General features: G+C 45.8%; 10 protein-coding genes, 2 tRNA genes and 1 pseudogene. 11 read left to right on the top strand and 2 right to left on the bottom strand.

The genetic code is table 11. From position 1 onward, the window contains the following. Positions 1 to 5 precede the first annotated feature (5 nt). Positions 6 to 1,467 (bottom strand): annotated as a pseudogene (gene dacB, locus PXH59_RS13410) (serine-type D-Ala-D-Ala carboxypeptidase). 294 nt (positions 1,468 to 1,761) lie between these two features. Here dacB and greA point away from each other — a divergent pair. After that, on the top strand, positions 1,762 to 2,238 hold the full coding sequence (gene greA, locus PXH59_RS13405; RefSeq protein ID WP_047766251.1) for a transcription elongation factor GreA: 477 nt from the start codon (positions 1,762 to 1,764) through the stop codon (positions 2,236 to 2,238). A 90-nt stretch (positions 2,239 to 2,328) separates the two neighbouring features. Here the strand turns inward: greA and yhbY are convergent, their stop codons facing one another. Beyond that, positions 2,329 to 2,622, bottom strand: coding sequence for a ribosome assembly RNA-binding protein YhbY (gene yhbY, locus PXH59_RS13400; RefSeq protein ID WP_047766250.1), 294 nt, complete (start codon positions 2,620 to 2,622; stop codon positions 2,329 to 2,331). 135 nt (positions 2,623 to 2,757) lie between these two features. Here yhbY and rlmE point away from each other — a divergent pair, with 135 nt between their 5' ends. From rlmE to infB, 10 genes are all read left to right on the top strand, one after another. Then, the gene (rlmE, locus tag PXH59_RS13395) at positions 2,758 to 3,387 is read left to right on the top strand and encodes a 23S rRNA (uridine(2552)-2'-O)-methyltransferase RlmE (RefSeq protein ID WP_047766249.1); all 630 of its coding nucleotides are present in this window, start codon (positions 2,758 to 2,760) and stop codon (positions 3,385 to 3,387) included. Positions 3,388 to 3,435: 48 nt separating this feature from the next. After that, a complete protein-coding gene (gene ftsH / locus PXH59_RS13390) occupies positions 3,436 to 5,355 on the top strand; it encodes an ATP-dependent zinc metalloprotease FtsH (RefSeq protein ID WP_047766248.1) in 1,920 nt (639 codons plus the stop codon). Between the two features lie 66 nt (positions 5,356 to 5,421). Next, on the top strand, positions 5,422 to 6,276 hold the full coding sequence (gene folP, locus PXH59_RS13385; protein WP_285808755.1) for a dihydropteroate synthase: 855 nt from the start codon (positions 5,422 to 5,424) through the stop codon (positions 6,274 to 6,276). Between the two features lie 114 nt (positions 6,277 to 6,390). After that, a complete protein-coding gene (gene glmM, locus PXH59_RS13380; protein ID WP_047766246.1) occupies positions 6,391 to 7,728 on the top strand; it encodes a phosphoglucosamine mutase in 1,338 nt (445 codons plus the stop codon). 179 nt (positions 7,729 to 7,907) lie between these two features. Then, complete coding sequence (secG, locus tag PXH59_RS13375) at positions 7,908 to 8,246, top strand: preprotein translocase subunit SecG (protein ID WP_047766245.1); 339 nt, start codon at positions 7,908 to 7,910, stop codon at positions 8,244 to 8,246. Between the two features lie 85 nt (positions 8,247 to 8,331). Continuing rightward, positions 8,332 to 8,421 (top strand) — tRNA-Leu (locus tag PXH59_RS13370). A 59-nt stretch (positions 8,422 to 8,480) separates the two neighbouring features. Further along, positions 8,481 to 8,557: transfer RNA gene (locus PXH59_RS13365), tRNA-Met, on the top strand. A 227-nt stretch (positions 8,558 to 8,784) separates the two neighbouring features. Continuing rightward, on the top strand, positions 8,785 to 9,237 hold the full coding sequence (gene rimP / locus PXH59_RS13360; protein WP_047766243.1) for a ribosome maturation factor RimP: 453 nt from the start codon (positions 8,785 to 8,787) through the stop codon (positions 9,235 to 9,237). A gap of 21 nt (positions 9,238 to 9,258) precedes the next feature. Beyond that, positions 9,259 to 10,767, top strand: a complete 1,509-nt coding sequence (gene nusA / locus PXH59_RS13355) for a transcription termination factor NusA (protein ID WP_285808754.1) — start codon at positions 9,259 to 9,261, stop codon at positions 10,765 to 10,767. A gap of 25 nt (positions 10,768 to 10,792) precedes the next feature. Continuing rightward, complete coding sequence (gene infB / locus PXH59_RS13350; RefSeq protein ID WP_285808753.1) at positions 10,793 to 13,582, top strand: translation initiation factor IF-2; 2,790 nt, start codon at positions 10,793 to 10,795, stop codon at positions 13,580 to 13,582. The last annotated feature ends 55 nt before the right edge of the window (positions 13,583 to 13,637 follow it).

Here is a 13,637-nt window from a genome sequence, read left to right as displayed (position 1 = left end):
CCAGTTCAGTGACTTTGATATAACGATTTATATAAATCGTGTTCAAAACGCGATAATGGAACACGGCGGGTTCGCTGATCTTGCGGGGGAACAGAGTAGGCAGAAACAAACTGGACAAAAGCAATTTGCTGCCCACTGGCGGCAGTCATAAACCCTGCGAGGTTATAAACCCCTTGCAATGATCCCGTTTTGGCAAAGACCTTACCATCAAGCCCCGCTTCGTGCAGACCGGGACGATAAGCCAACGTGCCATCATATCCCGCTTTGGGCAACATGGAGATGAAATCCAGTTCACCATTGTGTTGAGCAATAAATTGCAATATCTCCAACATGGTTGTGGCAGCGATTAAATTGTGGCGTGAAAGACCAGATCCATCCACCATGACGGTGTTACCTAAGTCAATGCCAGCTTTCTGTTTCAGGATTTGGCGGACTGCATCGGAACCTGCCCGCCATGTCCCTGGAACGTTGAAATAGCGGTGGCCGAGGGTTCGAAAGAGGGTATCTGCAATCATGTTATCTGATTTTTTTTAACATGACTTCGAGCATCTTATTTAATGGCACAGATTGGTTTACGGCGAGGATCTTTTCCGGTTGCTTGGGAGCCGCCTGGAGCCGTATATGGCCTTTTAACTCAATACCGGCAATATTCAGTTCATTTTTCAGGAGGTTGCCAGCATAACCAGGCCCATTCTGGATAGCAAATGCCAATGGCAGTGGTTCATCGCGTTGTGTCAGGCAACCTGTGAGGGTATATCGATTCAAATCACCCGATGTAACATCAAATTCACAATACTTCGCTTCTGGTGAACCCTTAGCCAATGTTTTGACTTCACTCAGTACATTAACAGGATAAAAAGAGGGCACACGGACAAATGCCAGTTCGCCAGGTTGTTCTGAGCTGTAGAGTGAAACAGAAAAGCAGTTCTTATCCACGATTGCGGCTGATGGAGGGGCGCTGAAACACTGGGTCATATCGTTCCATACCCAGCCCGGGGCTTTATCATGGCTGGAAAAAATCGAAATATCGATGATGAGGTCCCCGTCAATCTGTTTGATACCCGATTGTTTTAAGGACTCCACCATATTACGCAGTTGTGAACGTGTCAGCATGGGATCACCGACAAAGCGAGCCGTCAGGTTACCTTTTAATACACCATCTGAAAGATTAGCATCACTTTCCAGTGTTGTAACAAAACGGTAATCCTTACCAAGCTGCAATAGCGCTGCTAATGCCGTCACAATTTTCAGCGTACTGGCAGGTAAAGCCATTTGTTGCCCGTGATAATCAACTAAGAGATTTTTTGCCCCAACGGCTTGGGCAATAAATGAAAAATGAGTTCCCGTAGGTAAATACTGGGTACTTTTCTCAATAGAAGAGCTATCAGAAGCGGCATTTGTACTGAAAATACTCAGGCTTAAACTGAGCATACAAGCTATTCTGCTGGTCATTTTTAAAAGAGCCATAGATCTCGCGTATGAAGGTGATGTATTCCAGGAATATTTGTATTAATCATACTAAGGTATAATTCAAAGGAAAAGTAAACGATGATCCATCATCAACTCTACGTTAGAATGATGGATTGGCAGGTAAGTATTCCTGTGGACTTCAGATTGTGCTGAATTACACTTCTTTTTATCAAGTATCTGTAAGCCCGCCTGATAAGGTGTGCTCATTGTGCTGTTATTAAAAAATGTGCTGTTATTACAAAAATCAGGAAGATGTTGTTTGGGCTTAGGATTAATTTAAAGGTTGAATAAATGAAACAAATTCCGATGACGGTACGTGGCGCGGATAAATTGCGCGGAGAATTAGAACATTTGAAAAATGTACGTCGGCCTCAAATTATTGCCGCAATCGCTGAGGCGCGTGAGCACGGTGATTTGAAAGAAAACGCGGAATATCATGCCGCTCGTGAGCAGCAGGGTTTCTGTGAAGGCCGTATTCAGGAAATTGAGGCTAAACTTTCCAATGCACAGGTGATTGATGTCATGAAGATGACCAACAATGGCCGAGTGATTTTTGGAGCAACGGTCACGGTACTGAACTTGGATTCCGATGAAGAGCAGACCTACCGTATTGTCGGTGATGATGAAGCCAATATTAAAGAAAATCTTCTTTCAGTGAATTCACCGATTGCCCGTGGCCTGATTGGTAAAGAAGTGGATGATGTTGTTGTCATCTCCACGCCTGGCGGTCAAGTGGAATTCGAAGTTTTGAACGTGGATTATATCTAATACACCATGCTCAAAGAAAAAAGGCCGGTTTTGGCCTTTTTTATCAAGGTAAATAAATTAATATGGCACTTTTGTATAAATATGCCGTGATTATTTAGGTAAACTAATCTTGCGTTCTTCCGATGGACGGTAGAGAACTAACATTTTGCCAATGATTTGCACGTTATGTGCACCCGTTTCACGAACAATTGCTTCAGCGATCAAAGTTTTTATTTCACGGTCTTCGCCAGCAACTTTGACTTTGATAAGCTCGTGATGCGAAAGAGTTTGTTCAATTTCAGCCAACACACCTTCGGTCAACCCATTGTTGCCGATCATAACGACAGGCTTTAATGAATGAGCGAGGCTTTTCAGGTATTGGATTTGTTTCTTGTTAAGAGTCATCGTTTATTTGCTTAGTTGGGATTGAAAACGATATATTCTACCGCCATCTCATGTCTATCACCATAAAAGTGTGGTGTGGTTTGATAAGAGAGCGCAAAAAAATATGGCGCCTTATTAGTAGAGTTGGAAAGAACAATGGCCAATAAAAAACGTTCAGCAAGCTCAAGTCGCTGGTTACAGGAACATTTTAGTGATAAATATGTTCTCCAGGCGCAGAAAAAAGGGCTTCGCTCTCGCGCTTGGTTTAAACTTGATGAGATACAGCAAAGCGACAAAATCTTTAAACCGGGCATGACCGTTGTTGATTTAGGCGCTGCCCCAGGTGGGTGGTCTCAGTACGTAGTGAGTCAGATTGGTAATAGTGGGCGAGTCATTGCTTGCGATCTTTTGCCGATGGATCCGATAGTTGGAGTCGATTTTCTTCAAGGAGACTTTCGTGATGAGCGGGTATTGAAAACATTACTTGAGAGAGTTGGTGATAATAAAGTCCAGGTCGTCATGTCGGATATGGCTCCTAATATGAGTGGAACTCCTGCGGTCGATATTCCCCGATCCATGTATCTGGTTGAGTTAGCGTTGGGTATGTGTCGTGATGTGCTGGCCCCTGGGGGTAGTTTTATTGTCAAAGTATTTCAGGGAGAGGGCTTTGATGAATACCTGAGGGAAATACGCTCCCTTTTTGCGAAGGTAAAAGTTCGTAAACCAGAATCTTCGCGGGCACGATCACGTGAAGTATACATTGTAGCGACAGGGCGGAAAGTGTAGTACCCTGACTACTATTTGTTAACACAGTTGTAATATGAGGTTAATCCCTTGAGTGACATGGCGAAAAACCTGATTCTCTGGTTAGTCATCGCAGTTGTCTTGATGTTATTGTTCCAGAGTTTTGGTCCCAGCGACTCTAGTGGTCGTAGGGTTGATTACTCTAATTTCATCAGTGAGATATCGCAGAATCAAGTAAGCGAAGTACGTATTTCGGGTCGTGACATTGATTTCACTAAGAAAGACAACAGTGGAAAATACAGCACTTATATGCCAATTCAGGATGAAAAGTTGCTGGATACCCTACTTAATAAGCAGGTAAAAGTTGTTGGTGAACCACCAGAACAACAAGGCCTGTTGGCGACCCTCTTTATTTCATGGTTCCCAATGTTACTGCTCATTGGTGTTTGGATCTTCTTTATGCGCCAAATGCAAGGCGGTGGCGGTAAAGGGGCGATGTCTTTTGGTAAAAGCAAAGCCCGGATGTTGACGGAAGATCAGATCAAAACCACGTTTGCCGATGTTGCTGGTTGTGATGAAGCCAAAGAAGAAGTGGGCGAATTGGTTGAGTATCTGCGTGAACCTGGCCGTTTTCAAAAATTGGGGGGTAAAATCCCGAAAGGCATCCTGATGGTTGGCCCTCCAGGTACGGGTAAGACATTGCTGGCGAAAGCTATTGCTGGCGAAGCGAAAGTCCCTTTCTTCACCATCTCGGGTTCTGATTTCGTTGAAATGTTCGTGGGTGTTGGTGCTTCCCGTGTGCGAGATATGTTTGAGCAGGCGAAAAAAGCTGCACCGTGCATCATCTTTATTGATGAAATTGATGCAGTAGGTCGTCAGCGTGGCGCGGGTCTGGGTGGCGGACATGATGAACGTGAACAGACACTGAACCAGATGCTGGTTGAGATGGATGGCTTTGAAGGTAACGAAGGCATTATTGTTATCGCAGCAACTAACCGTCCTGATGTTCTCGATCCTGCTTTGTTACGTCCTGGCCGTTTTGACCGTCAGGTCGTTGTTGGTCTGCCGGATGTTCGTGGCCGTGAGCAAATCCTGAAAGTTCATATGCGTCGCATTCCGCTGGATACTGATATTGATGCCTCGGTCATTGCTCGTGGCACGCCAGGTTTTTCTGGCGCAGATTTGGCAAACCTTGTGAATGAAGCTGCTTTGTTTGCTGCTCGCGGTAACAAACGCGTTGTTTCTATGGTTGAGTTCGAAAAAGCCAAAGATAAGATCATGATGGGTGCGGAGCGCCGTTCAATGGTTATGACCGAGGAACAGAAAGAATCCACGGCATACCATGAAGCAGGACATGCCATTATTGGTCGTTTGGTTCCAGAACACGATCCTGTGCATAAAGTGACGATTATCCCGCGTGGCCGTGCGTTGGGTGTGACGTTCTTCTTGCCAGAGGGTGATCAGATCAGTGCAAGCCGTCAGAAGTTGGAGAGCCAAATTTCAACTTTATACGGTGGCCGGTTAGCGGAAGAAATTATCTATGGTGTAGATAATGTTTCTACTGGTGCGTCCAACGATATTAAAGTGGCGACATCTATTGCGCGTAACATGGTGACACAGTGGGGCTTCTCAGAAAAACTGGGACCATTGCTGTATGCGGAAGAAGAAGGCGAAGTTTTCCTCGGTCGCTCGGTTGCCAAGGCAAAACATATGTCTGAAGACACCGCGCGTTTAATCGATCAGGAAGTGAAGGTTCTCATCGATCGTAACTATGTACGTGCTCGTCAGATTCTGATGGATAATCTGGATATTCTTCATTCAATGAAAGATGCATTGATGAAGTATGAAACGATTGATGCTCCTCAGATTGATGACCTGATGAATCGTACAACAGTACGCCCGCCAGCAGGTTGGGAAGGTGATAAGAATGGCGGTAATAGCAATAACCGTCATAACACGCCATCTCCGCAGCAAACTTCAAAGCCTGCGGATGGTAATCCAACCGCATAACGTGGCTCACAATCTTACATTAAACCCCAGGCTTGTCCTGGGGTTTTGACATTAAGGCACCTAGCGATGAAACTGACTGCCAGAGGCAGCGTCCTCGATCTTTCCTGCCCACAAGTGATGGGAATTTTAAACGTTACCCCTGATTCCTTCTCTGACGGTGGAACCCATAATACTTTTAACACAGCATTAGAGCATGCCGTCGGGATGATCAAAGAAGGGGCAACCATTATTGATGTGGGTGGTGAATCGACTCGTCCCGGAGCGAATGAGGTAAGTGAGCAGGAAGAATTGGATCGTGTTATTCCAATGATTGAGGCGCTGGCACAGCGCTTTGATACCTGGATCTCTGTTGATACCTCAAAAGCTGTTGTTATGCAGGAATCAGCCAGGGCGGGGGCCCATATTATTAATGATGTCCGTGCGTTGCAGGAGCCTGGAGCACTTGATGCGGCAGCACTAAGTGGTTTGCCGATCTGCCTGATGCATATGCAGGGGCAACCTCGGACAATGCAAACAGAGCCTCACTATGAAGATGTTGTATCGGAAGTAAAAAATTTCCTGATACAGCAAATTGAGCGCTGTGTTGCGGCGGGTATCGCAAAAAACAACCTGATTCTTGATCCTGGCTTCGGTTTTGGTAAGAACTTATCGCATAATTATCAGTTATTGGCTCATTTGCAAGAATTCCATCATTTGGGATTACCTATTCTGGCGGGAATGTCACGCAAGTCCATGATTGGCCAGTTATTTGATGTACCACCGCCGGAGCGTGTGGCCGGAAGCGTTGCTTGTGCTGTGATTGCAGCTATGAAAGGTGCCCAGATTATCCGTGTGCACGATGTAAAAGAAACCGTTCAGGCAATGCAAGTTGTTCACGCAACACTGTCTGCCAATAATACCTGTACGACATACGGTATCTGAAAAGAATACATGTTCATAGAATACAGAGTTTGTAGAATACATCGTTTGTAAAGAACATGGTGTCAGCAAAAAACGCTGAGAGCAAAAGATTCGTTCAGCAAAGGAAAGAACTTTATGAGTAACCGTAAATATTTTGGCACTGACGGTATCCGTGGCAAAGTGGGAAATACCCCAATTACCCCTGACTTTGTATTGAAACTTGGTTGGGCTGCGGGAAAAGTGCTGGCGCGTCATGGTTCTCGCAAAATCATTATTGGTAAAGATACCCGAATCTCAGGTTATATGTTGGAATCTGCTTTGGAGGCAGGGTTAGCCGCAGCGGGATTATCGGCCTCCTTTACCGGCCCAATGCCAACACCTGCTGTGGCGTATCTGACACGGACTTTTCGTGCAGAAGCCGGCATTGTCATTTCCGCTTCCCACAACCCTTACTATGATAACGGCATTAAATTCTTCTCCATTGATGGGACTAAATTACCGGATGATGTTGAAGAAGCGATTGAAGCGGAAATGGAAAAACCTCTGACTTGTGTGGAATCTGCTGAGTTAGGACGGGCAAATCGGATAGTTGATGCAGCGGGTCGTTACATTGAATTTTGTAAAGGGACATTCCCCAGTGAACAAAGTTTAAATGGGTTGAAAATTGTTTTGGATTGCGCCAATGGTGCGACTTACCATATCGCCCCGAATGTTTTCAGAGAGCTGGGAGCGGAAGTAATTACCCTTGGTTGTGAGCCTAATGGCATCAATATCAATGAAGAATGTGGTGCAACGGATGTTCGTCTATTGCAACAGTGTGTACTGGAAGAGCAGGCTCACGTTGGTCTGGCATTTGATGGTGATGGTGACCGTATCATCATGGTTGATCATCTGGGGCAAAAAGTTGATGGCGATCAGATCCTTTATATCATTGCACGTGAAGCGTTGAGACAAGGTCAGCTACGTGGTGGTGCAGTGGGTACGTTGATGAGCAATATGGGGCTGGAGTTGGCACTGAAACAGCTTGGTATTCCATTTGAACGTGCGAAAGTTGGCGACCGCTACGTGCTGGAGAAATTGCAGGAAAAAGGCTGGCGTTTGGGGGCTGAAAATTCGGGCCATGTGATTTTGCTGGACAAAACCACAACAGGAGATGGCATTGTTGCTGGATTGCAAGTTCTGAGTGCAATAGTACGCAATAATATGAGCCTGCATGATCTGTGCAGTGGCATGAAACTTCTGCCACAAATTTTGGTTAACGTTCGCTTTGCAGGTAATGCCGATCCTCTGCAATCAGAATCAGTGCTTGAAACCGTAAAATCAGTTGAGACTGAATTAAATGGCCGTGGTCGTGTTCTGCTGCGTAAATCAGGGACAGAACCCTTGATTCGGGTCATGGTGGAAGGCGAAGATGAAGAGCAAGTCACGGTATTAGCGCATCGTATTGCTGATGCGGTGAAAAAAATAGGTTGATTTGTTGATTTTTTGCCCGAACGACGCCAGTATTTAAAATTAGTCTTGCGTGTCTAAGACGCTTTGGTTAGTATTCACACCCGCTCAATAAGTTAATTTTTCTAATTTTGTGAGCGGGTGATGCAACATAAAGTCGCTATAAAATTGTGGTAAACGCCACGAGGAAACGGGTACAACATATGTATGAAGCTCTTTTAGGTATATTCTTGCTGGTTGGTATCGGGCTAATAGCTCTGGTTCTGCTACAGCAGGGTAAAGGTGCTGATATGGGTGCTTCTTTCGGCGCGGGTGCATCTAACACGCTGTTTGGTTCATCGGGTTCCAGTAATTTTATGACCCGCATGACGGCTATTTTTGCCACGTTGTTCATTGTTATCAGTCTGATTCTTGGTAACATGACCAGCAACAAGACGGGTTCTAACAGTAAATGGGATAACCTTGTCGAACCTGTAAAAGTTGAAAAACAGGCAGAAATTCCGGCAACACCAGCAAAACCAAATAGTGATATCCCACAGTAACATTCAGTAACAGAATTGAAATAGGGTTGTTGATTTTGACGATGAGTTTAGATAACCATTAGAATAACAATCCTATAAAATCAGTGCCGAGGTGGTGAAATTGGTATACACGCTACCTTGAGGTGGTAGTGCCTAAACAACGGGCGTACGGGTTCAAGTCCCGTCCTCGGCACCAATTAATCTAGAAACTTGCGTTTTTAGTATTATCAGCGTAAGATTTGCCACGTTTTCGAACGCGGGATGGAGCAGCATGGTAGCTCGTCGGGCTCATAACCCGAAGGTCGTCGGTTCAAATCCGGCTCCCGCAACCACTTCTTAACAGCCTGTATCTTTTCAACAGTAATAATTCAGCAGCCATTGAGATATCGATCCCTGATTTGACAGGTTGCTTTGAAAAGTATAAAAAAAGAAGTAGGTTGAGACCGCTGGCAGTAAATAGGGTCCAGTTGCATAAAGCCCCGAGTGTCGGGGTTTTTTGTTATTTGACAGCAGAATTACTGGGCTAATATAGCCCTTTTTTTATGTCTTGGGGGTGGGCTTGTCCACATTAGAGCAAAAATTAACAGAGATAATTTCAGCACCCGTTGAAGCTTTGGGTTTTGAATTAGTTGGCCTGGAGTATATTCGCGCTCGTGTATCGACGTTGCGAGTCTATATTGATAGTGAGGAGGGTATCACTGTTGATAATTGTGCTGATGTTAGCCACCAGGTCAGTGCAGTGCTTGATGTTGAAGATCCGATTCCAGGGCTTTATAACTTGGAAATATCTTCACCAGGGCTTGAGCGTCCACTGTTTAAGGCTGAACATTACCAGCGTTTTATTGGTGAAAAAGTCAGTTTGGTTTTACGCATGGCAATGCAGAACCGGCGAAAATGGCAAGGTATCATCAAGGCAGTTGATGGTGAAATGATTACGGTTACGGTGGATGGAAAAGACGAAGTGTTCGCACTGAGCAACATCCAGAAAGCGAACTTGGTACCCCACTTTTAAAGTTCGGATGAGGCAACTAGGATGAATAAAGAAATTCTGGCTGTTGTGGAAGCGGTTTCTAATGAAAAATCACTCCCTCGCGAAAAAATCTTCGAAGCATTAGAGATTGCACTGGCGACAGCCACCAAGAAAAAGTATGAGCAGGAAATCGACGTCCGCGTTTGTATCGATCGTAAATCAGGTGATTTTGATACCTTCCGTCGCTGGTTAGCTGTTGACGAAGTGACTCAGCCAACGCGAGAAATCACTCTGGAAGCGGCAAAATTTGACAACCCAGAGATTGAACTGGGTGGTTATATTGAAGATCAAATTGAATCAGTGACCTTTGACCGCATTACGACTCAGACGGCAAAACAGGTTATCGTACAGAAAGTACGTGAAGCTGAACGTGCGATGGTTGTTGATCAATTCCGTGAACAGCAGGGCGAAATTGTGACCGGTCAGGTCAAAAAAATGAACCGCGAAAATATTACGTTGGATTTAGGTAATAATGCTGAAGCGGTCATTTTACGTGAAGACATGTTGCCGCGGGAAAACTTCCGTCCAGGTGACCGCGTGCGCGGTGTTCTGTATGATGTTCGTCCTGAAGCGCGTGGAGCACAGCTTTTCATCACTCGTTCTCGTCCTGAGATGTTGGTTGAATTGTTCCGCATCGAAGTGCCTGAGATTGGTGAAGAGATCATTGAGATCAAAGCGGCTGCTCGTGATCCGGGTTCTCGTGCAAAGATCGCAGTGAAAACCAACGACAAGCGTATTGATCCTGTTGGCGCTTGTGTCGGTATGCGTGGTGCAAGGGTACAAGCCGTTTCCAGTGAACTGGGCGGTGAAAGAATTGACATCGTGCTGTGGGACGATAACCCTGCGCAGTTTGTCATTAATGCAATGGCTCCGGCGGATGTTGCATCTATTGTGGTTGACGAAGACAACTGCACTATGGATGTTGCCGTAGAAAACAGTAATCTTGCTCAGGCGATTGGACGTAATGGTCAGAACGTTCGTCTGGCGGCACAACTGTTGAAAAAACATCGTGGTGATGACAAATGGGAACTCAATGTCATGACTGCGGAAGAGCTACAAGCAAAACATCAGGCAGAAGCACACGCTTCTATTGATACATTTACCAAGCATCTCGACATTGATGAAGATTTCGCCACTGTATTGGTCGAGGAAGGTTTCTCTACACTGGAAGAACTGGCTTATGTGCCAATCAAAGAACTTCTGGCAGTAGAGGGCCTTGATGAAGAAACCGTTGAAGTTCTTCGTGAACGCGCTAAAGCGGCCTTGACGACGCTGGAACTGGCTCAGAAAGAGAGTCTTAGTGATCAGCAACCTGCCGAAGATTTATTGAATTTGTCTGGCATGGAGCGTACTTTGGCGTTTAACCTGGCTGCCCGTGGCATCTGCACTCTGGAAGATCTTGCCGAGCAGGGTATCGACGACTTATCTGATATCGAAGGACTGAATGATGAGAAAGCAGGAGAACTCATTATGGCAGCCCGAAATATCTGTTGGTTTGGCGATGATGCATAAATAAACTGTAGCAGGAAGGAACAGAATGACAGAGGTAACCGTAAAAATACTGGCAGAAGAGATCCAGACATCGGTGGAACGTCTCATCCAGCAATTTGCTGATGCTGGCATTCAGAAAACCGCAACTGACTCTGTTTCCCAGAAAGAAAAAGAAGCTTTGCTGGCCCATCTGAATCGCGAACAAGGCGGTTCTGGCGGTCAGCCAGGTAAAATGACATTACAGCGCAAAACGCGCAGTACACTAAACGTTCCTGGCACCGGTGGCAAAAGTAAATCGGTAGCGATTGAAGTCCGCAAAAAACGCACATATGTAAACCGCGATACCACTGAACAGGTTAACGCGGAAGAGCAGGAAAAGCGTGAAGCGGAAGAGCAGGCTCGGCGCGAGGTAGAAGAGAAGGCGCGGCTTGAGGCTGAAGCGAAAAAATTCGCGGAAGAGCAAGCTAAACGTGAAGCTGAAGAAAAGGCTAAATGTGAAGCTGTAGAGAGCGCTCGACGTGAAGCAGAAGAAAAAGCCAAACGTGAAGAGGCTAAACTGTCTCAGCGTGAGGCGGCGGAAAAAGAAAAAGTGACTAAGCAACATACCGAAATCAAGCAAAAATCAGTTCAGAATCACTCTGCTGCGCAAAGTGAAAAAGCGCGTCGTGAAGCTGAAGCTGCAAATTTAAAACGTCAAGCTGAAGAAGAAGTGCGCCGTAAGGTGGAAGAGGAGGCTAAACGTGTTGCAGAAGAAGCGCGTCGAATGGCAGAAGAGAACAAAGACAAATGGTCTTATGACTCTGAGAACAATAGTAGTGACACCAGTAGTGAGACCAATAGTGACTACCATATAACCACTTCCCGCTATGCTCGTGATGCGGAAGATGAAAATGACGCCAAAGTAGAGGGCGAACGTCGTTCCCGCTCCCGTGGTGGTAAATCCCGCCAGAAGAAGAATAATAAACATTCTGAATCGAAAGCTGATCGCGAAGAAGCGCGGGCTGTAGGTCGTACCAAAGGTAAACAACGTAAGCCGAGTACTTTACAACAGAGTTTCACGAAACCGGTAGCTGCGGTTAACCGTGACGTTGTGATTGGTGAGACAATTACTGTTGCTGAATTGGCTAACAAAATGGCCGTCAAAGGTGCCCAGGTCATTAAGACTATGATGAACATGGGAGCAATGGTCACCATCAACCAAGTGATCGATCAAGAAACCGCGCAAATGGTTGCCGAAGAAATGGGGCACAAAGTTATCCTGCGTCGTGAAAACGAACTGGAAGAAGCGCTGATGAGCGATCGTGATACGGGTGAAACACAGGCAGAATCTCGTGCGCCAGTTGTGACCATCATGGGGCACGTTGACCACGGTAAAACTTCTCTGCTGGACTATATCCGTTCCACTAAAGTGGCTTCTGGAGAGGCGGGTGGTATTACCCAGCACATTGGTGCCTATCATGTTAAAACTGAAAAAGGCATGATCACCTTTCTGGATACCCCAGGCCATGCAGCGTTTACCTCCATGCGTGCCCGTGGTGCGAAAGCAACAGATATCGTTGTTCTGGTTGTAGCAGCGGATGATGGTGTGATGCCACAGACCATAGAAGCTATCCAGCATGCTAAAGCAGCCAACGTACCCGTTGTTGTTGCGGTGAACAAGATCGATAAGCCAGAAGCTGATCCGGATCGCGTGAAGAATGAATTGTCGCAATACGGTATCATTTCAGAAGAGTGGGGCGGTGAAAACCAGTTCATCAATGTGTCTGCCAAAGCTGGTATTGGTATTGATGAATTGCTGGAAGCCATTTTGCTTCAATCTGAAGTTCTTGAACTGAAAGCGGTACGCACGGGTATGGCGAACGGTGTGGTCATTGAATCCTTCCTGGATAAAGGCCGTGGCCCAGTTGCAACCATTCTGGTTCAGTCTGGTACGCTGAACAAAGGCGATATCGTTCTGTGTGGCTTCGAGTATGGCCGCATCCGTGCAATGCGTAACGAACTTGGCCGCGAAGTGACTTCGGCTGGTCCCTCTATCCCAGTGGAAATTTTGGGTCTGTCCAATGTGCCATCTGCGGGTGATGAAGCAACGGTTGTTCGTGATGAGAAAAAAGCGCGTGAAGTGGCCTTGTATCGTCAGGGTAAATTCCGCGAAGTGAAATTGGCTCGTCAGCATAAAGCTAAGTTGGAAAACATCTTCGCTAACTTAGAAGAAGGCAAGGTATCTGAACTGAACATCGTTCTGAAAACGGATGTTCAAGGGACTTGTGAAGCCATTAGTGATTCACTGCTGAAATTGTCTACTGATGAAGTTAAAGTGAAAATCATCGGTTCCGGTGTGGGTGGTATCACTGAAACCGATGCAACACTGGCAGCGGCATCTGAAGCAATTATTCTGGGCTTCAACGTTCGTGCTGATGCTTCTGCACGTCGTGTCATTGAAAACGAAAGTTTGGATCTGCGTTACTACTCCGTTATCTATAACCTGATTGATGAGATCAAACAGGCTATGAGCGGTATGCTGGCACCAGAATACAAACAGCAGATCATGGGTCTTGCCGAAGTTCGTGATGTGTTTAAATCACCGAAATTTGGTGCCGTTGCGGGTTGTATGGTGACAGAAGGTTCCATCAAGCGTAATAACCCGATCCGCGTATTGCGCGATAACATTGTCATTTACGAAGGTGAATTGGAATCCTTGCGTCGCTTTAAGGATGACGTTAACGAAGTCCGTAATGGTATGGAATGTGGTATCGGTGTGAAGAACTACAATGATGTTCGCGTTGGCGACATGATTGAAGTCTTTGAAGTGATTGAAATTAAACGCTCCATCGATTAATACCATTATTTATTAATACATTCATTCCATTCTTGGGGGGCTTTATGCCCCCCAA

It is taken from the genome of Xenorhabdus bakwenae (assembly GCF_030272115.1).
Taxonomy (GTDB): domain Bacteria; phylum Pseudomonadota; class Gammaproteobacteria; order Enterobacterales; family Enterobacteriaceae; genus Xenorhabdus; species Xenorhabdus bakwenae.
The sequence above is the reverse complement of the archived record's forward strand: the minus strand, read 5'-3'. Positions and strand labels throughout refer to the sequence as shown.